20 protein-coding genes and 1 other annotated feature are annotated in these 26,299 nt (G+C 32.9%); of the genes, 11 read left to right on the top strand and 9 right to left on the bottom strand.

Annotation, left to right across the window (positions count from 1 at the left end; translation table 11 throughout):
* Nucleotides 1–120: 120 nt before the first annotated feature.
* Nucleotides 121–1,221: a glycosyltransferase gene (locus H8909_RS08840; RefSeq protein ID WP_187012561.1), complete on the top strand. Its 1,101-nt coding sequence runs from the start codon at nucleotides 121–123 to the stop codon at nucleotides 1,219–1,221.
* A gap of 139 nt (nucleotides 1,222–1,360) precedes the next feature.
* Nucleotides 1,361–4,798, top strand: a complete 3,438-nt coding sequence (locus tag H8909_RS08835) for a glycosyl hydrolase 53 family protein (RefSeq protein WP_187012560.1) — start codon at nucleotides 1,361–1,363, stop codon at nucleotides 4,796–4,798.
* Nucleotides 4,799–5,013: 215 nt separating this feature from the next.
* Here the strand turns inward: H8909_RS08835 and H8909_RS08830 are convergent, their stop codons facing one another.
* From H8909_RS08830 to H8909_RS08810, 5 genes are all read right to left on the bottom strand, one after another.
* Nucleotides 5,014–5,934 carry a nucleotidyltransferase family protein gene (locus tag H8909_RS08830; protein WP_187012559.1) on the bottom strand — a complete coding sequence of 307 codons (921 nt, stop codon included), beginning with the start codon at nucleotides 5,932–5,934 and terminating at the stop codon, nucleotides 5,014–5,016.
* Between the two features lie 96 nt (nucleotides 5,935–6,030).
* Nucleotides 6,031–6,315, bottom strand: a complete 285-nt coding sequence (locus H8909_RS08825; protein ID WP_006504446.1) for a Dabb family protein — start codon at nucleotides 6,313–6,315, stop codon at nucleotides 6,031–6,033.
* A 3-nt stretch (nucleotides 6,316–6,318) separates the two neighbouring features.
* Nucleotides 6,319–7,110 (bottom strand): Mrp/NBP35 family ATP-binding protein, encoded by a 792-nt coding sequence (locus H8909_RS08820; RefSeq protein ID WP_187012558.1) that lies wholly within the window; start codon nucleotides 7,108–7,110, stop codon nucleotides 6,319–6,321.
* Between the two features lie 433 nt (nucleotides 7,111–7,543).
* The gene (locus H8909_RS08815; protein ID WP_187012557.1) at nucleotides 7,544–8,914 is read right to left on the bottom strand and encodes an aldehyde dehydrogenase family protein; all 1,371 of its coding nucleotides are present in this window, start codon (nucleotides 8,912–8,914) and stop codon (nucleotides 7,544–7,546) included.
* Between the two features lie 170 nt (nucleotides 8,915–9,084).
* Nucleotides 9,085–9,783 (bottom strand): DUF6088 family protein, encoded by a 699-nt coding sequence (locus tag H8909_RS08810; protein ID WP_187012556.1) that lies wholly within the window; start codon nucleotides 9,781–9,783, stop codon nucleotides 9,085–9,087.
* Between the two features lie 221 nt (nucleotides 9,784–10,004).
* Here H8909_RS08810 and H8909_RS08805 point away from each other — a divergent pair, with 221 nt between their 5' ends.
* Together H8909_RS08805 and metG are read left to right on the top strand one after the other, a co-directional pair.
* Nucleotides 10,005–11,201 carry an ATP-binding protein gene (locus tag H8909_RS08805; protein ID WP_187012555.1) on the top strand — a complete coding sequence of 399 codons (1,197 nt, stop codon included), beginning with the start codon at nucleotides 10,005–10,007 and terminating at the stop codon, nucleotides 11,199–11,201.
* A gap of 121 nt (nucleotides 11,202–11,322) precedes the next feature.
* Nucleotides 11,323–11,513, top strand: a binding site (T-box leader).
* 33 nt (nucleotides 11,514–11,546) lie between these two features.
* Nucleotides 11,547–13,475 carry a methionine--tRNA ligase gene (gene metG / locus H8909_RS08800; RefSeq protein WP_187012554.1) on the top strand — a complete coding sequence of 643 codons (1,929 nt, stop codon included), beginning with the start codon at nucleotides 11,547–11,549 and terminating at the stop codon, nucleotides 13,473–13,475.
* A gap of 24 nt (nucleotides 13,476–13,499) precedes the next feature.
* Here the strand turns inward: metG and H8909_RS08795 are convergent, their stop codons facing one another.
* Together H8909_RS08795 and H8909_RS08790 are read right to left on the bottom strand one after the other, a co-directional pair.
* Entirely contained in the window at nucleotides 13,500–14,882 is a 1,383-nt protein-coding gene (locus H8909_RS08795; protein ID WP_187012553.1) for a hypothetical protein, read from the bottom strand.
* Nucleotides 14,883–14,886: 4 nt separating this feature from the next.
* Entirely contained in the window at nucleotides 14,887–16,335 is a 1,449-nt protein-coding gene (locus tag H8909_RS08790) for a helix-turn-helix domain-containing protein (protein WP_187012552.1), read from the bottom strand.
* Nucleotides 16,336–16,578: 243 nt separating this feature from the next.
* Here H8909_RS08790 and H8909_RS08785 point away from each other — a divergent pair, with 243 nt between their 5' ends.
* Together H8909_RS08785 and H8909_RS08780 are read left to right on the top strand one after the other, a co-directional pair.
* On the top strand, nucleotides 16,579–17,724 hold the full coding sequence (locus H8909_RS08785; RefSeq protein WP_187012551.1) for an anaerobic ribonucleoside-triphosphate reductase activating protein: 1,146 nt from the start codon (nucleotides 16,579–16,581) through the stop codon (nucleotides 17,722–17,724).
* A gap of 4 nt (nucleotides 17,725–17,728) precedes the next feature.
* Nucleotides 17,729–20,095, top strand: a complete 2,367-nt coding sequence (locus tag H8909_RS08780) for a ribonucleoside triphosphate reductase (RefSeq protein ID WP_187012550.1) — start codon at nucleotides 17,729–17,731, stop codon at nucleotides 20,093–20,095.
* Between the two features lie 62 nt (nucleotides 20,096–20,157).
* On the opposite strand, the gene H8909_RS08775 is transcribed toward H8909_RS08780, so the two are convergent.
* A complete protein-coding gene (locus H8909_RS08775) occupies nucleotides 20,158–20,553 on the bottom strand; it encodes a DUF6120 family protein (RefSeq protein ID WP_187012549.1) in 396 nt (131 codons plus the stop codon).
* 150 nt (nucleotides 20,554–20,703) lie between these two features.
* On the opposite strand from H8909_RS08775, the gene H8909_RS08770 reads away from it, so the two are divergent.
* The 4 genes from H8909_RS08770 to H8909_RS08755 all read left to right on the top strand — a co-directional run bounded on the left by H8909_RS08770 (nucleotide 20,704) and on the right by H8909_RS08755 (nucleotide 23,591).
* Nucleotides 20,704–21,588, top strand: a complete 885-nt coding sequence (locus H8909_RS08770; protein WP_187012548.1) for a hypothetical protein — start codon at nucleotides 20,704–20,706, stop codon at nucleotides 21,586–21,588.
* A 407-nt stretch (nucleotides 21,589–21,995) separates the two neighbouring features.
* Nucleotides 21,996–22,340: a class Ib ribonucleoside-diphosphate reductase assembly flavoprotein NrdI gene (nrdI, locus tag H8909_RS08765; protein ID WP_055234096.1), complete on the top strand. Its 345-nt coding sequence runs from the start codon at nucleotides 21,996–21,998 to the stop codon at nucleotides 22,338–22,340.
* A 1-nt stretch (nucleotide 22,341) separates the two neighbouring features.
* Nucleotides 22,342–22,923 (top strand): DUF3793 family protein, encoded by a 582-nt coding sequence (locus H8909_RS08760; RefSeq protein WP_187012547.1) that lies wholly within the window; start codon nucleotides 22,342–22,344, stop codon nucleotides 22,921–22,923.
* Nucleotides 22,924–22,943: 20 nt separating this feature from the next.
* The gene (locus H8909_RS08755) at nucleotides 22,944–23,591 is read left to right on the top strand and encodes a YggS family pyridoxal phosphate-dependent enzyme (RefSeq protein ID WP_006504461.1); all 648 of its coding nucleotides are present in this window, start codon (nucleotides 22,944–22,946) and stop codon (nucleotides 23,589–23,591) included.
* A 42-nt stretch (nucleotides 23,592–23,633) separates the two neighbouring features.
* On the opposite strand, the gene H8909_RS13625 is transcribed toward H8909_RS08755, so the two are convergent.
* A complete protein-coding gene (locus H8909_RS13625) occupies nucleotides 23,634–23,756 on the bottom strand; it encodes a hypothetical protein (RefSeq protein ID WP_255465883.1) in 123 nt (40 codons plus the stop codon).
* Nucleotides 23,757–24,569: 813 nt separating this feature from the next.
* On the opposite strand from H8909_RS13625, the gene H8909_RS08750 reads away from it, so the two are divergent.
* Nucleotides 24,570–26,299: transposase (locus H8909_RS08750; RefSeq protein WP_187012546.1), on the top strand; the 1,730-nt coding region annotated here is incomplete at its 3' end.

The following is a 26,299-nucleotide window of genomic DNA, read 5'->3' as shown; positions in this document are numbered from 1 at the left end:
GTATACCACCTCTCTTTGATTATACTATTATATCGAGATGCACACTAGAGTTTTGGGGGATTTGAGTTTGGTTATATATTTGTGTCCGCGCAACAAAGGCGCGGGGAAATGGAGAAAATTATGAAAGTACTAGTATTTGGAATTACAGATAATCCAGGTGGTATGGAAGCTGTTATTATGAACTACTATCGCCATCTAGATCGTACACGAGTACAATTTGATTTCTTATGTAATACAGAAGTAGTCGCCCATGAACAAGAGATATTAAGTCTCGGTGGTACTATTTATCGTATTCCTGCAAGAAGCAAGGATAGAAAAGCTTTCTCTGAAGCTTTAGAAAACTTCTTTAAGACACATGCCTCTGAATATAAAGCTATCTGGTTTAATACATGTTCTCTTGCGAATATTGATTACTTAAAGAAGGCTAAACAATATGGTATCCCTACCCGTATTATTCATTGTCATAATGCGGCTAATGGAGATAGCTTCTTAAGAGGATGTTTACATAAGTTCAATAGAACACAGATTAGAAAATATGCGACAGACTTCTGGACATGTTCAGAAGATGCGAATGAATGGTTCTTTGGAAAGAATGCCGTATTACCTAACTATAAATTAATTAATAATGCGGTAGATGTGAACTTTTTTAAACCAAATGAAGAAATCAGACAATCTATAAGAGAAGAACTTCATGCAGGAGATAAGATTGTATTAGGTCATACAGGAAGATTCCATTTCCAGAAGAATCATCCATATCTATTAAAGGTATTTAATGCGTTGGATCATAGATATCCTGGTAAGTATATGTTGATACTTATTGGAGATGGTGAAGATAAAGAAGCATTAAAGAACCAGGTAAAAGAATATGGTATTGAAGAAGATGTAAAGTTCTTAGGTATCAAGAGTAATGTGAGTGATTATATCCAGGCAATGGATCAATACATCTTCCCTTCTCGTTTTGAAGGGCTAAGTGTCGCATTATTAGAAGCAGAAGCCAATGGCCTACCATGTATGATCTCTGATACTATTTCTCGTGCCTCTATTGTGAATGATAATGTGAAGATGCTTCCTATTACAGATGAAGCAATCACCCAGTGGGTAATTGCGATTGAAGAAGCATCTCATCAATCTAAACATTTCAATATCGAAGCATTTGAAAAACGTAATCTAGAAATAAATACAGAAGCTAAGAAGATGCAGGATTTCTTCTTATCACTATAAACCTTCGTGAGAAGGTTTTTTTAATGTCTAAATATATTTTTTTATACCTATATATGTCATTTTATGTCAGGTTGGATGATTCTTTGTGTGAAATTATGTTAAAATATTTTCATACTATATAAGAGGAAGGGAGATATATATGAACAAAAAGTTGATTACAAGTTTTGTAAGTGCAGCGCTTGTTTGTTCGATGGGCATGTCTGGTGTAAGCGCAGTTACTCCAGTACCAACTATGCACAACAACAATCAAGTCACTGCAGCATCATTGAGTCGTTCTATAGCTGATTATAAGAAGATTGAAGGCATTAACGATCAGACTGTATTAGGTGCAGATTTTACTCATTATCAGCAGGATTTGGAATGGGGTAAAACGTGCTACAATTACAAGAGCGTCAAAATTGATAACCTATTTAAGTTTGTACAGGGACAGGGAATTAATACGGTTTCTGTCAAGGTTGCAGTAAATCCGGACACATCAAGTGATAAAACTAAATGTTATACACTAGATAGTGCTATCAAAACAATTAAAGCTGCTAAAGAAGCAGGCTTAAAAACAAACATCACATTATTCTATTCTGATGATGTTACTTATGCAAATAGTCAGCAATTACCTGCAGGATGGACTCAGGATAATGCGGTAGAAAAGGCAACAGACTATACTAAGGAAGTACTTGATACTTTAAGTAAGAATGATGCTTTACCTACTATGATGACTATTGGAAATGAAGTGAATTATAATTTCCTTGGTCTAACTGAAGGTGGAGGATGGGATGGCTTTGTCGCAATGGCTACTATCTCTAAACTTATTAATGAAAAAGGTGTTAAAACAGCTTTAAGTTTTGCAGCACCTGATGATGCTGAAGGTATTCAGTATGTGATTGAAAAGCTAGGTTATGCCAGCGTAGACTACAGCTATTTAGGTGTTAATCTTTATGCTGATCGTAATGGTATTAATGATTATGTTAAAACGTTACGTACTACAGTAAAAGAAAAGGCAGCAGATAAGCAATTAATTGTTTCTAACATCAAGTTCCCACGTCAGAATGCTGATGAAACAGCATCTACTGAAACACAAGCAGAAAGCATCTATAACTTATTAAGTGCTTCTATTAGTGATAGTAATGCAGGTGGTTTAATTTACGATGAAGCTGAATATGTAGGAAGCTGGAATGGTTTCTTTAATGAACAGGGACTTGCACAGACTTCTCTTGCAGTATTTGGTTTTGCACAGGGCTGGAATATTGATATTGATTCATACAGAGATCCTTATGAATATGGTGATGATACTGGTTTAAAGGAAAAGAAGGTCACTATTAATAAGATTTCTAATATGTCTGAATCTACAATCAGAGGTGTAGATGTTGGATCATATGTAGCACTTACTAATGCAGGTGTTAAATATTATGATTATGATGGCAAAGAACAGCCATTAATGAAAATCTTAAAGGATAATGGTGTTAACTATATCCGTTTAAGAATCTGGAATGATCCATACAATGAAAAAGGTGAAACATACGGTGGTGGAGATAGCACTGTAGATAATGGATTAAAGATTGGTAAAGAAGCAACTAAGTATGGTATGAAGGTGCTTGTTGACTTCCATTATTCTGATTTCTGGGCAGATCCTGCAAAACAGATTCTACCAAAAGCATGGCAGAAGGATGCTAATGATCCAGATAAGATGTGTGAAAATATCCATGACTTCACTAAAGATACTTTACAGAAATTTAAAGATGCAGGTGTTGATGTAGGTATGGTACAGGTTGGTAATGAAATTACCAAAGGTATGGCTGGTATTCATAATAAAGACAGTAATAATTCTGTTTGGAAAAATGAATCTCAGTATTCTGTATTAGACCGTTATTTAAATGCAGGTTCTAAAGCAGTACGTGAAATGCTTCCAGATGCTTTAGTTACATTACATATTGAAACACCTAATCGTCAAATTTATTCTATGATCATGGATGCATGGGAAAAAGGAAATGTAGACTATGATGTTTTAGGTTCTTCTTATTACCCATTCTGGTGGAATACACCTGATATGTTAAGGGATGTACAGACTCTTGCAAAAGAAAGAGGAAAGCTATTTGCGGTTATGGAAACTGCATGGGTTAACAGCTATGAAGATGGTGATGGTACACCAAACTCTATCGGCTCTGATTATGGACTTTATCAGTATGAAATTGGTCCTCAGGGTCAGGTAGATGAATTAACTGATATGTATAAGGTTCTTACTGAACAGGATAACGGTTTAGGTGGCTTCTATTGGGAACCAGGATGGATTCCAGTGAAAGCTGGATGGACTAACTGGAAGTACAATAAAGAAGTCGCTGATAAGTATGGTACTGGATGGGCTTCTAAGGGTGCTGTAGGTTATGCTCCAGACGATGAGATGTATTATAATGGTCAGCCTTCATGGGGTGGATCAAGCTGGGATAACGCAACATTATTTGATATCCAGGGTAATGCACTACAGTCATTAAAGTTCTATAAAGATTCAGTGTCATTAGGTAAGGTTCAGACTACAAGAATCAATATCGTGAATAAAGAAAAAGAAGTTCTTAAGACTGAATATGTAAATGTAAATGTTGGTGATACAAAGACAATTACACTTCCAAAAGTTAATGGTTATTATGCATCAAAAGGTAACTATAACTATACAGTAAAAGGTGATACTGATGGTGTTAAGACAGTTACAGTCACTTATAATCATTCTACAGAAGCTAATCTAGTTTACGTGGATGGTGATTGGTACTTAATGCAGGATGGACAGGTTGTACATGAAACTACTCTTGCACAGGTTAATGGAACAGGTACTTGGTATTATGTAGAAGATGGTAAAGTCAACAAAGATTTCAATGGCTTATTCCAGTATGGTAATGACTGGTACTATATTGAAAAAGGTGCAGTTAATTCTGATTATACAGGACTAGCTCAGTATAATGATCAGTGGTTCTATATTGAAAAAGGTAAGCTTAACTGGGATTATACAGGCCTTGCACAGTACAATAATTATTGGTTCTATGTAGAAAAGGGACGTTTAAACTGGAACTATTCAGGTATTGTAGAATACAATAATCAGTGGTTCTATGTTCAAAAAGGTCGTTTAAACTGGAACTATTCCGGATTAGGTCAGTCTGGTAATGAATGGTATTATATTGTACGTGGACGTGTTAACTGGAATTATACAGGACTAGCTCAGTATAATGATCAGTGGTTCTACATTGAAAAAGGTAAGCTTAACTGGAATTATACAGGTCTTGCTCAATACAAGAATTATTGGTTCTATGTTGAAAATGGTCGTTTAAACTGGAATTATACAGGACTGGTTCAAAAAGGTAATGAATGGTTCTATGTAGAAAACGGTCGTTTAAACTGGAACTATACAGGCCTTGCACAGTACAATAATCAGTGGTTCTATATTGGAAAAGGACGATTAGACTGGAATTATACAGGTATTGCATATCATGATAATCAGCGTTTCTATATTATTAATGGACGATTAGACTGGAATTATTCAGGTCGTGTTCGTTATAAAGGTAAAAAATATACTGTAAAGAACGGTAGAGTTCTATAACTATAAAATACACTAAAATAAAAGGGGCTGTAACGAATTGATAGTATTTACTACTACCTTGAACGTTACAGCTCTTTTTTATATCCCAACTCAAAAAGGTTATTCACTATTGTGTGGTGAATAACCTTTTCATATTTCAGACGCACTTACTTTCGGTCCGCCCTTTTGCTATTTCTGAAACTGTAATGAGTTATTTACCCATTACAGCACTTCGTTTACTTAATATTATCAAATAAATTTGTAGAATAAACACCTTCATCAATTAACTTCTTAAATGATTCCTTAACTACAGGTGCATCTTCTTTATATGTTACACCAAACCATGAATCCTGTACTTCTAATACCTTAACACTTAATTTGTTTTCTCTTAGAAGTTCACCAATATAGATAGGTAATAAGTATTCATCCTTTAGTGGATCTTTGATGTTTTCAAAGAATTCTACAAAACCTTCTTTTAAAGTATTTACGAATTCAGGAGTTAATCCCCAGAAGTTCATAGATACATTTACGTTAGGATCAATTTCTTTATCTCCTACACGTGCACCAGTAGAAGTCTTTTCAATATTCTTAGTTTCTTCTACATCAGTTAAGTATCCTTCTTCATTTACTGCACAGATACCTCTTGTTACACCACCATTATCACTTAAAGTATTCTTTAAGATAAATCCTGCCATCGCAAGATGATCTGGTTTTTCAGGTGTATAGTCTAATAAGAAATCATGAATCTGTACAAATGCTTCCTTACCATAATAGTCATCTGCATTAATAACTGCGAATGGTTCATTAATTAAACCATCACAGGCAAGTACTGCCTGTCCAGTACCCCAAGGCTTAGTACGTCCTTCAGGACATTCAATTCCTTCTGGTAATGCTTTTAAATCCTGGAATGCATATGCAATTTCTACATCGTACTTCTTAGCGACTTCTTCAATACGATTCCCAATAACTTCTCTGAAGTCCTCTTCAATATCCTTACGGATAATAAAGATAATTTTGTTGAAACCAGCGGCAATTGCATCATGGATTGAATAATCCATAATAATTTCACCATTAGGTCCTACAGGCTCTAACTGCTTGATTCCTCCACCAAAACGTGAACCAATACCAGCAGCCATAATTACTAAAGCTGTATTCATAATATAATCCTCCGTCAAACATGATAACTATATTATACAACGAAAGTTATGTAATAGATATGTAAATAAAAAAACTCAGGAAATTCCTGAGTTATATTAGATAGTGAAGTCTACACAAGCTCTTACTTCAGCATTTTCCTTTGCGATTTTCGCAACAGCTAAATGTCTAGGATCATTTGCATAGCTTGATAGATCTTCCATATTATCAAATTCCATAACTAATGAAACATCATATGTTTCATTAGGATTTTCATTTCTTCCAACATGTAAAGAACGGATACCATCAATCTGTCCTACAAGTCCCTTTAATCCTTCTACAAACTGATTCTGTAGATCTTCTGTACCTTCTTTAAATTTCCATACAACAACGTGCTGAATCATTTTTTACTCCTCCTTCATTAATTCATTCACTATAGGCATAAGTTCCATCTGTGTAATTGTTTCAATAAGTCCTGCATCTACGACTTTAGTAATTGCAGGATCCATTGGTAAACGACATACAGTAGAAATATTAAACTTTTTCGCAATTTCATCTATATGACTCTCACCAAATAAATAATGTTTATTTCCACAATCAGGACAGATATAGTAACTCATATTCTCAACAAGACCTAAAATAGGAATATTCATCATCTGTGCCATATTCACTGATTTCTCTACAACCATGCTGACAAGTTCCTGTGGTGAAGACACCGTAATAATACCATCTACAGGAAGAGATTGGAAGACTGTAAGAGGAACATCTCCAGTTCCTGGAGGCATATCGACAAATAAATAATCTAATTCACCCCAATAGACATCAGTCCAAAACTGAGTTACTGTATTAGATATTAAGCTTCCTCTCCATACAACAGGATCAGTAGGATTATCCAACATTAAGTTTAAAGAAACAATCTTAATACCTGTACGTGTTTCAGCAGGAATAATACCATTATCATTTCCATAAAGTTTCTCAGTTAAACCAAAAGCCTGCGGAATAGAAGGTCCTGTAATATCCGCATCTAGAATACCTACATTATACCCAATACGGTGCATCATGACTGCAAGTAATGATGTCATTAAACTCTTACCTACACCACCCTTACCACTTGTAACTGCAATAACATGTTTAATATGGGAATTCTTATTTAAATCTTTATGAAGATCCTTATTAAAATACTTATCATATTCACCCATTTTATTCACCTCATTTATTATTATACATGAAATAAAATAAAAAATGCTGATTAACGAACTATATAACCAGCATACATGGTGATGGCAAATAAGATTAACACACAAATAATCTTAGATACTGCCCAAGCAATTTCGTATCTCACTGTTCCGTCTCCTTTTCTATACTTAGTATAGAATAAGAGGAGAAATACAAATATCATTGCAAGCACAAGAATACATAAATATTAAGTAAAAAAACTAGAGAAATGAATCTCTAGTTTACACTCAATGAGTGGCAGATAGAAGTATAGTTCCCATAATCATAACAGCAACTAATTTTGAACCTAACCAGTATAAATTGTACTTCATATCCATCACCCTTTCTTTTACTACACTCAGTATAGTAAAGAAAGGGTTAAGAAGAAATCACACTCACATTAAGTGTTCGTAAGTATTACTTTAAGAAACGTTTGATCCACTTCATTTTATCATCAGTAAGTGGATAATATCTAAATGGTAAATCGATACGTGTACTCTTATGTAATACAGAACGACGATGAGAGAATGTCTCAAAAGTAAACTTACCATGATAATAACCAATACCACTTGCACCTACACCACCAAATGGGAGTGTATTAGTCGCAAAATGACTCACTGTATCATTAATACATGCATCACCAAAGCTACATAAGTCTAAAATCTTATTGGCATGATATGAGTCATTAGAGAATAAATAGAGGGCAAGAGGCTTATCATGACTATTAATATATTGAATTGCTTCTTCAATTCTATTGTATTCTACGAGTGGAAGAATAGGTCCAAAGATTTCTTCTTCCATTAAAGGATTATCAAAATCTACATCATTCACAATAGTAGGTGCAATCTTTAAATGTTCTTCATCCACTTCTCCACCAATAAGAATATCCTGATTCTCTAATAGTTTCTTTAAACGATCAAATTGTTCTTTATTGATGATCTTACATAAGTTTTCACTTTCTAATGGATGTTCACCAAAGAATTTCTTAATATATTCATCAGCATAATCAATAAAGGCCGCTTTCATACTATCCTTAATTAATATATAATCAGGCGCAATACAAGTTTGACCGGCATTCAAAAACTTACCAAATATAATACGTTTCGCTGCAATCTCCATAGGAATCATATCAGTTAAAATAGCAGGAGACTTACCACCTAATTCTAATGTGACAGGTGTTAATGTTTCTGCCGCCTTCATATAGATTTCTTTTCCTGCTTTTTTACCACCAGTAAAGAAAATATAATCAAAAGGTAAATTCACAAGTTCCTTAGAAACCTCTAAACCACCCTCAGCACAATAGGCATGTCCTTTATCAAAACATGTATCAATGAGTTGCGCTACAATAGCGGAAGTATGTGGTGTCTGTTCACTTGGTTTCACTATTGCACAGTTACCTGCTGCAATAGTACCAATAAGTGGTTCTATCGCAAGTAGGAATGGATAGTTCCAAGGTGAAATAATAAGTGTTACACCATAAGGTTCATAAATCGTATAAGAGCGAGAAAAGAACTGATGAAGAGGTGTCTTTACCTTTTCCTTCTTTACCCATTTCTTAATATTCTTTAATGTATATGTACAGGCTTCAAGAGTGAGTCCTATTTCTGTCATATAGGATTCTCCTCTAGATTTACCTAAATCCTTTTCTAAAGCATCTTCTATTAAGTCCATATGGTCTTTAATCCATAGCTTAACACGTTTTATTGCATCTATTCTTAAACTTACATCTCTAGTCATTAATGTGTCATAATATGTTTTTTGGTCATTAAAAATCTTTTCTAAATCCATATCTATCACTTCCTTCTTTAGTATTCTAGTACCTTTCACATTCTAATACAACAGACGAATATAATTCACATAATTCAAAAAACATACTAGATATAATACATGAATTCAATGTGAATAAGATAAGAAATTTATGTGTTTATTTGTGGTTTGTATTTCAAAAACAGTCCACATTAAAGTACAGATTCATAGAATTCCTCTATATCCGGAATAGCGTATGATGAGAGCGATGACAAGAACTGATTTAAGGTATTTTCAACCTTAAAGTAGTTTAGAAAACTTTCCAAAAATGCGATAGTTGATTTCTTATACTTTCTATTTTTAAGGACATAAACAGTCGCTTCATCAGCATAATGTCTTGCAAAGTCTTTCATATATGCAGCTAGTGCGGTGTTATTGATATCTTCAATAGACTTATAATTTTGAAGAATTTCTAAAGTTTCAATAATAGGAATTGTTTCAGGTGTTAGAGAAATACTAATATTCATCACATATATATTATGAATATTTTTCTTTTTACCTGGTACAGCAGAGGAAAGAACCTCAACACGTTTACTGATTTGTGTAGTTAAACCTTTTTGATTAAAAAGTCTATACCCAACTACAATTCCCTGATTATCCTTTATATAATGATCAACAATGTCTTTTTCGCTAATTGGGACTGTACCAAACCGTGTATTTTTTGGTCTATAATATAACCCTTTTGTAAGATGTACAAGTATACCTTTCTTGCACATTCTTTCTAATGTTTTATAGTAAGTCATTTCAGGAATCGTACTGAATGATTGGCTATATAAAGCACTTGCTTCTAAAAGTTTATTTTCAGGTTCATGTTCAATTATTGTCTCTATATAATTTGCGTAACTATTCATACGATACCACCTCAATGGCATTGTAAATCATATATATAATGTGTCAAGTAAAATACAAATTTGCTTAAAACATTCATTTTTCTATTACGGTTTCAAAACTTTAAAATAATTTCATTTTTGAAAGTGATATCTTGTTCATACAGTTTTAGAACAGTATAATAAGTGTAGTGGTTCAGTTTCAAAACTATAAAAAATTTAAACTTTTGAAAGTGGGTGAATATATGAAAACAGTTGTGAGAAAAAACTATCTCAACAGGATCATTGAACTAAAGGATACACCGGACATTAAAATCATTACTGGTATTCGTCGTTCTGGGAAATCTAAACTAATGCAGGCATACATTGAATACCTAAAAACAAATTACGATAATATCAATATAATTTTTATTGATTTTATGGATTTGAAGTTTGAAGAAATCAAGGAATATCATGCACTCCATTCTTATGTAGAACAACATTATGTAGCAGGTAAAATGAATTATCTCTTTGTAGATGAAGTTCAGATGTGTCCAAAGTTTGAGTTAGCTATTAATAGTCTCTATTCTAAAGGAAAGTATGATATCTATGTAACTGGTTCTAATGCTTTCTTGTTGAGTGCTGATCTAGCAACTCTCTTTACAGGACGATATATTGAAATACATGTATTTCCTTTCAGCTTTCAAGAATATTGTGAATATTATAGTGATGTGAGTGATAAGGATAAGCTTTTTGATGAATACTCTTTTAAAGGTGGTTTGGCAGGCTCTTATTTATATCCAAATGATAGGGATAGGGTTACTTATATTAAGGAAGTCTATGAAACTATTGTGACAAGAGATCTAGTTCAAAAGTATGCTTTACCTGATACAACCGTATTACAAAGACTAAGTGAATTCTTGATGGATAATATTAGTAATTTGACTTCTCCAAATAAGGTGAGTCAGCTTTTAACTGCGAATAATGTATCTACAAATCATGTCACAGTACGTAAATACATTAAATACTTATGTAACGCTTTTGTTTTTTATGATATTAAGAGATATGATATTCGCGGTAAGAAATATTTGGAAAGTTCTGAGAAGTTCTATTTGTGTGATACAGGTATTCGATATGCTATTTTAGGTAGCAGAAATATGGATTATGGCAGAGTGTATGAGAATATGGTTTGTATTGAACTATTACGTCGTGGTTATGATGTTTATGTTGGAAAACTCTACCAGAAAGAGATAGACTTTGTAGCTCAAAGAGGTAGTGAAAAAATCTATATTCAGGTGAGTGATAATATCTCAGCACAGGAAACTTTTGAGAGAGAATACTCTCCTTTACTACAAATTAGAGATGCATATACTAAAATGATTATTGCCAGAACGAGACATCCAAAGTATAGCTATGAAGGTATTGTGATTTACGATATTGCTGAATGGTTACTAGAAGAGTAAGTACTTTAATGGTTCACTTTCAAAACTTTAAAAATATTCAACTTTTGAAAGTGAACATCTTAATGTGAGGACTTTCAACCCTATCATTGACAAGGTTGTAGAAATTTGTTAAAGTTTTAAAGTAAAAGCAATGAACAGAAGAGACTAAAGTGAAATGCATAGAGAACTTATGGCTGGTGTAAATAAGTGTGAAGCTTTAGAAAGATGGTCTGGGAGCTGTTATCTCTAATAGGGATAACCGTAACTCGCGTTAAGAGATTGAGTGACACGTAAGTGTAAAAAAGGTGGTACCGCGATAATTTCGTCCTTTATTAAGGACGTTTTTTTATTTTCAGGAGGAAAAATATGAAAGATCCAAAAGATTTCTATTTAACAACCGCAATTACTTATACTTCAGGTAAACCTCATATCGGTAATACTTATGAAATTGTATTAAGTGATGCAATCTGCCGTGCTAAGAGACAGCAGGGCTATAATGTACGTTTTCAGACAGGTACAGATGAACACGGACAGAAAATTGAATTGAAGGCTAAAGAAGCTGGAATTGAACCAAAGGAATATGTAGATAAAGTTGCTGGAGAAGTAAAACGTATCTGGGATATGATGGATGTCACTTATGATAAGTTCATCCGTACTACAGATGAATATCATGTAAAACAAGTACAGAAGATTTTTAAGAAGTTACATGACAAAGGTGATATTTATTTAGGTCATTATGAAGGTAAATACTGTACTGCATGTGAATCATTCTTTACAGAATCTCAGTTAGTAGATGGAAAATGTCCTGACTGTGGTGGAGAAGTGCATGATGCTAAAGAAGAAGCATATTTCTTTAAATTATCTAAATATCAGGATCGTTTAATGCAGTATTATAATGATCATCCAGAATTTATTCAGCCAGAATCAAGAAAGAATGAAATGGTCAATAACTTCTTAAAACCAGGTTTACAGGATTTATGTGTATCAAGAACTTCATTTACTTGGTCAATCCCTGTAGACTTCGATCCAAAGCATGTTGTATATGTATGGATTGATGCATTAGTTAACTATATTACTGGTTTGGGTTATGATTTAGATGGTCATAGTGATCCATTATTTGATAAATATTGGCCTGCAGATGTACATGTTATTGGTAAGGATATCGTTAGATTCCATACTATTTATTGGCCAATTATCTTAATGGCATTAGATTTACCTCTACCAAAACAGGTATTTGGTCATCCTTGGTTATTAATGGGTGATTCTAAGATGTCTAAACATTTAGGTAACGTTATTTATGCGGATGACTTAGTAGACCTATTTGGTGTGGATGCTGTAAGATACTACTTATTACATGAAATTCCATATGATAACGATGGTTCAATTACTTGGGACTTATTAGTAGAACGTATTAATAGTGATCTTGCTAATATCTTAGGTAACTTAGTAAACAGAACAATCGCTATGTGTAATAAATACTTTGATGGTGTTGTTACTAATACAAATGTATGTGAACCAGTAGATGATGAATTAAAATCAATCGCACTCGCAATGCCAGGAAAGACTATTAAGTTAGAAAATGAATTCAAGCTTGCTAAGGCATTGGATGAAATCTATGTATTATTAAGACGTACTAATAAGTATATTGATGATACTATGCCTTGGGCTCTTGCAAAGGATGAAACTAAGAAAGATCGTCTTGCAACAGTACTTTATAACTTAGTAGAAGCTATCAGATTCTCAGCTATCGCATTAGAACCATTCATTCCTGGTACATCTAAGAAAATCTTAGATATGATTAATACAGATGAAAGAGATATGATGAAGTTAGATACTTTCGGTTCATATAAATCAGGTACTAAAGTGACTGATCATCCAGAAGTATTATTTGCAAGATTAGATCCTAAAGAAGTAGCTAAACAGGTAGAAAAGTTAACTCCTGCTAAGCCAGTTGTTCCAGAAAAGAAGGATGAAACACCTGAAATCACTATTGATGATTTCGCTAAGGTAGAATTAGTTGTTGGTGAAGTAAAGAAATGTGAAAAGCATCCTAAAGCAGATCGTCTTCTTGTATCACAGATTGATATTGGTGGAGAAGTAAGACAGATTGTTTCAGGTATCGCAGATAGTTATTCACCAGAAGACATGCCTGGTAAGAAGGTAATTGTTGTAAAGAACTTAAAACCAGCTAAATTAAGAGGTGTAGAATCTCAGGGTATGATTCTTGCAGGTGGAACTAAGAAATCAATTAAAGTATTAGAAACAGATTTACCAGCAGGTACAAAAATCAGCTAACATAAAAAGAGTGAACATTTTGGTTCACTCTTTTAACATCTCTAATTGTGTAATATAGCTATCAATGATTTTAAATGCGTCTTCTTTACTTAACAATCTTTCTTCTAGTATATATTGATAATAGTCATTAAAAGCCATTACAAGACTTGCTTCATGCAGCTGTATTGTTTTGATAGTGCCACTGGCTGATACAATCTGGAAATAGAGTGTATTAATGTTCATGACTATAACTGAGAAAGACATATTATCATATTCAGGGACATCTACAAGGTTTATAGAGTAGGTATTTATAAAGTTCTTTAGTCTACGTAAGATTTTGATTCTATCATTAATCGTTAGTGGTTGATAGAATGGCTGCGGGAAATCAATTGTATAACCAGTATCCACAAAATGTCTTAATCCCTGCAAGGTATAGAGTCCTGATAGATGATCTTTATTACGCTTTACAAACTGTTTTAAATATATTGAATGTGTCTTGAACGATTCCACAAAAACATTCTCTTCTAAAAAAATTGGAAATGGATCGTCCTCTTGATAGACTGCACCAATAGGAGGTGCATAGAGAATACAATTGAAATCTTCTATCACATCACTTTTTTCATCCTTATTAGTGATTAAACACTTTGTTTCCTTTAAATATTGATTAAATAGTATTTCATACGCATCATATGTTTCTCCTTTTTCATAAAGAATACCACTTGAATGATCTGCTGTATAAATAAGAAGATATCTAGTAGTAAGAATCATATTAGGAAAGAAACAAAGATGGTTATTAATCGCATTAATCTCATTATAGTAATAATATGGACTATAGTGATCATTATTAAAGATTAAAGGCATGATGTTTGTAAGAACACTTAAGTTATAGAACTGGTTATCTTTCGTTAGTTCGTTTGTGTTATTTAAACAGAATATATGAGTAATAGGTATATGAGAAGAGACTATTCTTAATAAATAGAGTGCATGAGTAGGCTGACCAAGGATCCTTATATGAGGGTCTTTTTCTTTGCATTCTAAGAGAGATAGTTCATATAAGAGATGTTCTACATCATATTTATTAGTATAGTGTCCTGTCTTTAAGATAGAATCTAAAGTATCAGGTGTTGTAAAGGAACGGTTATCAAGTAATGTGGCTTCTTTTAAGAAGGAACTTACATGCTGACGACAATAATAACGAAACTCTCCTATTCTGTCTATTTCATAGGCATTTAATAATTCTTTCTTTTCATCATTAGTAAGATAGAGATATTGACTGATCTGTTGGATAAAATCACGATTTGGTATTTTACGTTCTCCTCTAATAATCTTATAAAAAGTAGAACGGTCTATCTGGAAGTATTCTGCACACTTTTTGATATTGATTTTTTTAGTCTTGATATATTCGGATAATAATTGAGAAACATACATAGTACTACATCTCCATTTCAATCATTTTTATACATTCATCAATCAGTTTGATTTCATCTTCTTTACTATAAGCATTCTTCTTCACTACATTGTCAATAAAGTCTTTAAATGCTTCTACAAGGGTGATTTCTTTAATAGAGATATTTGCGAGGGTGCCAGTTGAATCGGATGCAATTATATGGAATGATTGATTAGTTAACTGGAAGTATGTTGTAGATGTTTCAGAAAGATAAGGCATATCTGCCATCATGACATAAGGATGCTTCTTACAGAATTCTTTCCACTTTCTAAGTAATGTGAGTCTATCTTCTAAAGAAAGAGGGTTAAAGAGTTCTGGTGGTATATCATGGAGATAACCAGTCTTGGCTGTATAGCGTAATCCCTGCAGTGTATAGATAATATGGAATATATCAGAATGTTGAGGATAGAATACCTCATTCCAATAATATCCAAATTTTTGGAAGTCTTTAATAAACTCCTCTTTATTAGGAAAGAAGTCTTTTAATGCCTTGCGCATAATGGATAAATCGTTCTCTTCAAATACATAAGTAGGACATGGTGTTGTCATGATCTCCTGCGTAATAACATGAGTATCAAAGAATGTCTCTGTGTCTGTAAGATAGTTTGTCCATGAATTACGTGTCATAAAACACTCTGCTTCTTTTAAATAAGCATCAAATTTTTCTTTATAGGCATTCACAATTTGTGGAAGTTTATAAAGTATTCCCTGACTATGATCATTTGTATAAGTAAATAAATAACGCGTTGTAATCATTACATTAGGGTAGAATACATTATGTTCATTCATGATAGAAACATTACTGTAGTAGTAATAAGGATGATAATTCTTATTACGTAAAATAACAGGTAATAGATTATTTAAACACTTTAAGTTATAGAATTCATTATTCTTTGTCTGTTTCTGAGAGTTATCTAGATAGAATAAATGAGTCATAGGCATCTCTGCTGAAATATGATTAAAAGAATCAAATATAATAGACATCTCATAAGGCTGTTCCATGATTCTTACATGAGGTTTTTCTTCTCTTAGTTCATAAGAATATAAAGTATAGAGTATATGTTCTACATTAATTCTTCCTGTATAGACATCATCTACAAGAGTCTGATCGTCTTGTACCTGTTCTGTTATTTGATAATGATGATCTAATACATGATCTGCTTCCTTAAAGAAATCCTGGATATGTTTACGACGATAGAATACAAAAGCACCTATTGTATCAATTTCATAAGCTTCTAGTATTTGTTTTGTTTCTTCCTGACTTAAACATAGATATTGTGCCATTTTATTGACTAATGCTTCACTTGTTGCAGGTCTTTGACCTTTAATAATCTTGTGCAAGGTAGAACGATCTATTCCTAAGTATTGTGCAAATTGTGTCATATTCGTTTTCTTCTTATTAATATAAAACGATAATAGTTCTGATAGAGACATAGTTATATCCTCCCTTATTCATAATTATATCATGGAACTATTTAACTAAGATATAATCAAATATTTTTTATTAACTCCTTGATATAGGCTTTATCGCTTATAACTTCAATACATTACTTATTTAACTAGTATATACTATATATAGGAGTAGATAATGTGCAAACATTTTCACAACAATTGCATACGCTCTCTTTTGGTGCTAGACTTAATATAGTTGGATAGTCAACTAAAGAGGTGAGAGAGATGGATAAGAAAGAGAACTTCATGAGTGATAATGCATTACTATATCGTGCAGCTATTAAATATTATGATAATAGATTAAAGAAATATGATATAGGTTATGGACAGGTTGTGAATCTAATGATGATTCATGAACATCCTGGTATTACTATGAAGGAATTGTCTTCTAGTGGTTCTGTAGATAAAGGTACAATCACAAAGAGTGTATCTAAATTACATGATGCGGGATATATTCGTATAGAAGAGAATAATCTAGATAAACGTTCTAAGATACTTAAAACAACACCTAAAGCGAAAGATGTGATTACAGAGATGTATCTTGCGAGAAAAGACTGGTGGTCTCATTTAACATCTGATTTGACTTTAGAAGAAGTAGACCAATTAGAAAAGACAATGCATCTTTTAGTTAAGAAAGCAATAGAAGAACCAACATACCAGAATCATTTTCGTATCTTTGGTTTTCAAAAGCTCACTCTTTTAGATTATCCAGGAAAGATGGCATGTACTCTATTTACTGGAGGATGTAATTTTAAATGTCCTTTCTGTCATAATTCTGATTTAGTCTTCTTACCAGAAAATATGGTAGAGATTGAACAGGAAGATGTTCTTGAATTCTTAGAAAAGAGAAAGAACATATTAGAGGGTGTATGTATTACAGGTGGAGAACCTTTATTACAAGCTGGTATTGTAGATTTCTTAAGAGTGATCAAGGATATGGGATACTCTATTAAGTTAGATACAAATGGATCTTTTCCTAATAAGTTAAAAGAGTTAGTAGAAGAAGGTCTTGTTGATTATGTAGCTGTAGATATCAAGAATGCGCCTAAGAAATACAATAAGACAATTGGTTTAGAAGGTTATCGTCTTGATTCTATTAAGACAACAGTCCAGTATTTATTAGAAAATCATGTGGATTATGAATTCAGAACGACAATCATTAAAGAATTTCATACAGAAAATGATATGAGACTAATTGGAGAATGGATCAAAGGTGCTAAGCGTTATTATCTTCAAAACTTTGAAGATAATGAGAATGTGATTCAAAAAGGTTTACATGCATGCTCATTAGAAACACTCCAGAATTATAAAAAGATTTTAGAAGAATATGTTGATGAATGTGAAATCAGAGGGATAGAAGAAAGGATATGATAATATGTACCAGGTCATTAAAAGAGATGGTAAGATTACAGAATTTGATTTAAAGAAGATAACCCGTGCGATTGAAAAAGCATTTATTTCATTAAAGAAAGAATATCATCCAAGTGTGATTGATATGCTTGCATTAAAGGTCACAAGTGATTTTGAAAAGAAGATCAAGGATCATAAGATTGCAGTAGAAGATATCCAGGATAGTGTAGAGGATATCTTATCACAGGCAGGTTATAGTGATGTGGCGAAGTCTTATATTCTTTATCGTAAACAGAGAGAGAAAGTAAGAAACATGAAGTCTACGATTCTTGATTATAAGGATTTAGTGAATAGTTATGTGAATGCGACTGACTGGAGAGTAAAAGAGAATTCTACTGTCACTTATTCTGTTGGTGGGTTGATTCTAAGTAACAGTGGTGCAATTACTGCAAATTATTGGTTATCTGAAATATATGATCAGGAGATTGCGGATGCACATAGAGATGGGGATTTCCATATTCATGATTTAAGTATGTTAACAGGTTATTGTGCAGGATGGTCTTTAAAACAGTTAATTCAGGAAGGTTTAGGAGGTATTCCAGGTAAGATTACATCTAAACCAGCTAAACATCTTGCATCGTTATGTAACCAGATGGTGAACTTCTTAGGTATTATGCAGAATGAATGGGCAGGTGCTCAGGCTTTCTCTTCTTTTGATACTTACTTAGCACCATTTGTAAAGGTAGATAATCTTCCTTATGATCAAGTTAAGAAATGTATTGAATCATTTATTTATGGTGTCAATACACCTTCACGCTGGGGAACACAGGCTCCTTTCTCTAATATTACTTTAGACTGGACAGTACCAAATGACTTAGCTGAACTCAATGCGATAGTTGGTGGAAAAGAAATGGACTTCCGTTATAAGGATTGTCAGAAAGAAATGGACATGATCAATAAAGCCTTTATTGAAGTCATGATTGAAGGTGATGCGAATGGTCGTGGATTCCAGTACCCTATTCCTACTTACTCTATCACAAAGGATTTTGATTGGTCTGAAACAGAAAATAATAAACTATTATTTGAAATGACTGCAAAGTTTGGTACACCATATTTCTCTAACTATATTAATTCAGATATGGAACCAAGTGATGTCAGATCAATGTGTTGTCGATTAAGACTTGACTTAAGAGAATTAAGAAGAAAAAGTGGAGGATTCTTTGGCTCAGGTGAATCAACAGGATCAGTAGGTGTCGTTACTATTAACCTTCCACGTATTGCTTATTTATCTCATAATGAGCATGAGTTCTATGAAAGATTGGATCACTTAATGGATCTTGCTGCAAGATCATTAAAGGTAAAAAGAGATGTTATTAGTAAGTTGTTAGAAGAAGGTCTCTATCCTTATACAAAACGTTATTTAGGTTCATTTAAGAATCATTTCTCTACTATTGGCTTAGTAGGTATGAATGAAGCCACACTCAATGCAAACTGGCTTAAAGAAGACTTAACACATACAGATGCACAGGAATTTGCGAAGGATGTATTAAACCATATGCGTGAAAGATTAGTCATCTATCAGGAAGAATATGGTGACTTATATAACCTAGAAGCAACACCTGCAGAATCTACATCTTATCGTCTTGCGAAACATGATAAGAAGAAATATCCAGATATCATTACTGCCACTAAAGAGGGTAATACACCTTACTATACAAACTCATCTCATTTACCAGTAGGTTATACAGATGACTTATTTACTGCCTTAGATATTCAGGATGAATTACAGACTCTTTATACATCAGGTACTGTATTCCATGCCTTCTTAGGTGAAAAACTACCAGACTGGAAAGGTGCTGCAACACTTGTAAGAAAGATTGCAGAAAACTATAAACTTCCTTATTATACAATTTCACCTACTTATTCTATTTGTGAAGATCATGGATATCTTGTAGGTGAACAACCTATATGTCCTGTATGCGGTAAACCAACAGAAGTATGGAGCCGTATTACAGGTTACTATAGACCAGTTAAGAACTGGAATGAAGGTAAAGCACAGGAATTCAAGGAACGTAAAACATATGATATGGGTCACTCAGTACTAAGTGGCAGACATATGAAGAAAATCAAAGAAGAACAGGTACAACCTGTTATACAGAATGAAAAGCTTTATTTATTCACAACAAAAACATGTCCTAACTGTCGTATTATTAAGAAGATATTAGAAGATGAACATGTAGACTATGAATTAATAGATGCAGAAGAACAAGTAGACCTCACAAAGAGATTCTCTGTTATGCAGGCCCCTACTCTTGTCGTTGCGAATGATAAGAGCTATGCAAAATATGTGAACGTGTCTAATATTAGAAAATATATAGAAGAAAGATCATAACCAAAGTGGACATCACTAAAAGTGATGCCCATTTCTTTCAAAGTAAAAAGAAGACTGTGAGATCATTTGATTTCATAGTCTTCTTTGACTTCTATTGTTTCTTCAAAATATCCATTTTTTGAATCTCTTACTTCTTCAAAAGTCTTTTGATAAATATATGCTTTGTAGCATAAGAATACTAATAATACAGCAAACGCAACTGATAAGAAATTCTTCAATAATCTTCTTACCTTTGCTTTTTCAATCAGTTTTTCCATATCTTCCTGCTCATAGTAACTAATAATAACTTCCTTGGGTGTACCAAGTCTTTCTACGACTTCATCATATGTCATATCATGAGAACCATCATCAATATTATCTATGAGTTTTCTTATATATTCTTTTTCAGATTTACCATAAGAAGCAAATAGATACTTACATTGTTTAATATACTTTTTACCGTTTTTATTGTAAGTCATGCTCTTCCTCCATAGAAATAGTATCATGAATATATTTTTTTTATTCAATATATAGGAAAACTATATAGTTGTTGACAGAGATACAGGTGCCATGATAGTATTTAAATGCAGTAAGCGTTTACATTTATGCTAAAAATGGAGTGTTAAGATATGAAAAAATTAATTGTGCTTTCTTTTTTAGTTGCTGCTTGTGCAGTATCGTTAGCTAATACTGAAGTGTCTGCTTTAGATAATACAGTTATTAATCAATATCTTCTTTTAAAAAATGAATACAATATAACTAAATCTAGATACATGCTGTCTGAAACTCATAGTAATGCAGTGAAGTTAAATAAAGCAAGAAAAGATATTGATCGTTTTAAAAATCACATTTATGAATTAAAAGGTAAATCAAGAGAGGAATTGAAAAGATATAAGTATACAAATTATCAAATTGATGCGATAAAGAATTATGATGGAACAGAGGAAATGTCTGTAAAAGCCTCTTCAAAAATCAAGTTTAGCGTTAAGAAGAATATATTAAGTTATGATGCGAAAACAGGATTGTCTACTGTAAAAGCAACAGTAAGCTTTAGCTGGAATGGAACACCTGAAGATTATGGAAATGATGCTTTTGCGATGGCATATGAAGCAGATAATAATCATATTTTTAAGGAAGTTTCATCCGTTACTTCTTCATTAAAATACAAGGAATTCAAATCCTCTAAGAGTGTAAAAACATGGACGAAGTCAGCGGTTAAGAAAGGTGATCAAGATGTTATTGGATCATACGGATGGTCATTTCCATTGAAAATAAAAGGTGATCAATACTATGCGTATTTGTATAAGGGATCTTTTTCTATGACAGGAGTAGTAAGTGGAAAACTAAAATATTTTAATGTGCGTTACCTATATAGTCATAAATCATCTATAGTACCAACAGGATTTGGAATTAGTATATCTAGAGGTATGTCTTCTGCAGGAATAGTACTCACAAAGAGATCTCGCCATACAGGGTATCCTGAAAAAAGTGGTGGCGTTGTGACTTGTTCATAATCTTAATGAATTATAAGGAGAAAATAGAATGAATACATTTAAAAAATTATTGATGATAATATTTTTATTCTTTTTAGTAACCTATGGATGTCATATACTAACTCTAATTAATTTAGAGATATTCATGTATGTATTTAATGCATGGCAGGATTTTGAATTTTATAATGTGCTTTTTAGCATATACACTGCCTGTGCTATAGTTGTAATAACTATGTATCTTCTGCATAAGAAAAAGAATTAATACACGGGGAAATACCAATCACGATTACTTCTATTATTGGTATACTTTATTTGCAATATGAGGCTGTTGAATTCAACAGTCTTTTTATTTTACAAAAACACTTGATTATACAGTTAGGATATGCTAACCTATAGATAGTTAGTAAGAACTAACTAGGAGGTCAACAATGAAAGTAGTCTATGCATCAAGAACTGGAAATGTAGAAGCATTAATTGGAAAACTAGGTATTACAGACGCATTACATATTGAAGACGGTACAGAAAAGGTTTCTGAAGACTATATCTTATTTACTTATACAGATGGTTTTGGAGATGTTCCTTATGAAGTATCAGACTTCTTAGAAAACAATCCATCTATTAAAGGTGTTATTGCTTCTGGTGATACAGGATATGGTGAAGCATATTGTTTAGCTGGTGATAAGATCAGTGAAGATTATCATGTTCCATGTCTTTATAAAGTAGAAAATGATGGTACTGATGAAGATGTAGAAGCCATCAAAGAGTTACTTTAATATGACCTTAGGATATCATCAATTTGAACATCTTCTTCTTACGCATTGCACACCTACCTTGATCAAGCGTAAGCTAGGTAGTATGTTTTATCTTGATAATAGATATTCAGATGTTCATGAACTTGTAGAATATTATGATCAGATTCTTAACCTTCAAGGATTACGAATAAATCTCTTTTATACTCATGGTCGTTATACAGTATATGTATATCTGCCTTCCTCACTCAATTACTTAATGACTAACAAAGACATTCAATCCTTTCTGAAACAATATGATTATCCTGATCATGATATTCTATCTCATCTAGAGAAACGTCTTGAGATGAGTCAATATCCACACGAAATAGGGTTATTTTTGGGTTATCCACTTGCTGATGTATGGGGGTTTATACATCATAGGAAGTGTCAATGTTGTGGCTATTGGAAGGTATATGAAAATAAACGTGAGAAAGAAAGTCTCTTTAAACAATTTGACTGTTGTAAAAAAGAATTCATACTCCTTTATGAGCAGGGCTATTCTTTGTCACAAATCCTTAATCAGGCTGATAATCAGCCTTTTTCTTTTACTTTAAATGAATTATAATATTTTCGAGGTGGTTATAAATGATGAGAGTAAATGAAACAGAAACTAAAAGGTTATTAGAAGCTGTTAAACCAGCAAAGCTTGTTGCAGCAACTAAATATATTGATGAAAAAGAAGTAGAAAAGCTAGAAGAATGTGGTGTTATGATCTATGGTGAAAATAAAGTACAGGACTTCTTAAAGAAGTATGAAGATTACCATGGAAAAGGTGTATGGCATTTTATTGGTACATTACAGACGAATAAAGTAAAGTATATTATTGATAAGGTACAGATGATTCATTCTGTCGCAAACTATAGATTAATTGATGAAATAGAGAAACAAGCAGCTAAACATGATTTAGTTATGGATATTTTATTACAGGTTAATATTGCGAAAGAAGAATCTAAACATGGCTTTAATGAAGAAGAAATGAATGAAGTTATGGACTACTTAAAAGATAAACCTCATTTAAATCCTAGAGGATTAATGATGATGGCTCCTAATATTGAAGTAGAAGAAACAAGACAATACTTTAAAGCAACAAAAGACCTATTAACTAAACTACAGGAATCTTATCCTAACTATCAATTAACTGAACTATCAATGGGTATGACACATGACTTCCCTATTGCGGTTGCAGAAGGTAGTACAATGGTAAGACTCGGTCATGCATTATTTGATGAATAATTAAAAACATCCCTAGAAACTTATGTTTCTAGGGATTTGTGCTTAGAATGGGAAATGTGGATTATTATATGACTTACAAGATTCCTGCCAGTATTCCATAGATTCCTTGATATCACGACATACATAATCATAATCTTTCTTCTCTATCTTTCCATGTTCTGCCATACACTTATAGAATTTCTTTAAACTTGCAGCAGTTGTTTTGACTGTTTAAGGAGAAGACCACATACATTTGCGGATAACCTAAAAAGTCATTAATGAATAAATCTGCATTAGATAGATGATTGTAGAATTTTTGTTTTAATCCTGCATTTTCAAGATCTTATTGGAAGAGAAGTAAGTATTCATGATTTATGTCTTCGTTTTGTTCACTAAAGTCTAGATAGTCCATAATCGTTATAAATTTGTGGCTTTCATTTGATATATACTTAGAAAAATGATATATAATCTATGTATATTAAAGTATAGAAAGTAAACAGATCATTAGTAAAAGTAACTATGATATAAACACACATACAACAAAGCAACCATCACTGTAATCAGAAAAATCCTAATAACACTGCATATATAACGAACAATAATAACCATGCAGAACAGTGCAATCCTAATAATTCAGCATATCATTCAAGCTGTGGAAAAAAGTAATGGCATGAACTAAAAGTGATAATGTACAAATAAATATTTCCATTCCTGCTGGATAGAAAACAGAACTTGAAAACCCTGCGCGTATCTATTCTGCTGTGGAAGGAGAGAGTATCATATTTCTTGACTTGATGCGTAGAGGAATCCAGGGAAAATATCAATTAGGTGAACAAGAGAGTGTGGAACAATATCATAGTGCTTCGTATTGAAAACATCTGATACAGTATCACATCATCAGGTATCTGAAATTCATATTTCTGGTATTAAAAGGTAATGTAGAGGAAATATTGAAACAGATATTACAGAAAAATCTATTACCACATTAAGGCTCTTGAAGTGAAGCCTGATCATGTGCATGTCTTTGTAGATGTACCACAAACTGCTGCTTCCTTTGATGTTGCAGGGACTTTTAAAGATATGAGTGCTATTGAACTATTCAAGGCATTTCCACAATTAATACAGTTCTATGCAGGATACTGTGTTTTATGGTCAAGAGGATATTTTGTATCTACAGTAATTAAGATAATATTAAGGAGCAGAAAAATGATGACTGATAAAGAACATAAAAAACTTCTAAAACAATTTCATAAATCTTCTGACAGGCATATCCTGGCTGTAGAAACCGATATGCCTTATTCTGATGTACTTAAAGTAGTGGCTCTTTCTGATAAGATACGCAAAGCTGGGAATGAGCTTGTTGGTCTTATGAGAAAGAATTATGATCAGCTTATGCGTACAAAGAGATACCGTAAATTACTCTTTCTTTATGGTAATTCTAAAGATAAGGCTAAACGAAAAACTTATGCTAAACAACTTAATGAAATGCAGAAAGCTTATAATATTACATGGGAATACTGCAGAACGTCCATGATTCCAATAGGCAAGAAATATGGTGTAGACGCTGTATTTGCTCTGACTAAAGCCGAAGATATATGGCGTGGTATTGAAAAATGCTTATACGGTAATGGTAATGCCATTCATTTCGCAAGATATGGAGAACTGCCTTGTATTCGTGCAAAGCAGATCAATCGTGGTATACCTATATCCGTTACAGATAATAAACTTCATTTCAAACTTGGCAGGATGGTATTTGGAATACAAATAAATGATAGATTCCAACAGGATGAAGCAGATACGGTTTTATCATATCTTGCCGAATCTGAGATTTTGGATGACAGGGCTGTTAATACTCTTATTAAAGATGGCTGTTGCATAGATACATACAGACCCTGCTATGCTACGCTTGTTCCTAAGATGATAAGAGGTAAATACAGAGTATATCTGCATCTCACTATCGAGGGTAAAGCAAAGCCAAAATATGATAGGCATGGCAGCCCAAGACATAAATATGGCAAAGGAATGATCGGTGCTGATATTGGTACACAGACTGTTGCTTATACATCTGATACGGAAGTCGGTCTAAAAAACCTTTCAGAGCGTGGCAGCAGTATTCAGACTTCTGAGAGAAAAGAACGTCTGCTTCACCGTGCTATGGACAGGTCAAGACGTGCAACTAATCCTCAGAATTATAATGATGATGGTACTGTTAAAAAAGGCCGTAAAACCTGGATTTATTCTAATCATTATAAGAAGCTGAAAACAAAGTACTCTGAACTATGTCGCATCAATGCTATAAACAGACAGCTTGCAATAAATGAAGACGCTAACCATTTAAGAAGTCTTGGAGATGTATTTATCACAGAACCTAAAAATGCAGGCAAGCTTATGAGACGAGCTAAAGAAACTACGGTCAATAGTAAAGGCAAGTTTAATAGGAAAAAGCGTTTTGGCAAATCCATAAAGAACAGATGTCCTTCTGGTTTTCAATCTGCTGTAGAACAGAAATTCAAGGTATCAGGTGGTATATATATTGAAGTATCTAATGATTATAGAGCCTCACAGTACGACCATACTATTGATGACTATATTAAAAAGAAACTATCTGACCGAATGTATAAGCTGCAAGATGGTACTGAGGTACAAAGAGACTGGTATTCATCATTCCTATTATACTGTTACGACTACAGAACTAAAAATATAGATAAAAACAAATGCATTTCTGAATT

Origin of the sequence: Catenibacterium faecis, assembly GCF_014306455.1 — a bacterium.
In the GTDB taxonomy this organism is placed as follows: Bacteria; Bacillota_I; Bacilli_A; order Erysipelotrichales; family Coprobacillaceae; genus Catenibacterium; species Catenibacterium mitsuoka_A.
This window is presented reverse-complemented; position numbering and strand designations above follow the sequence as displayed.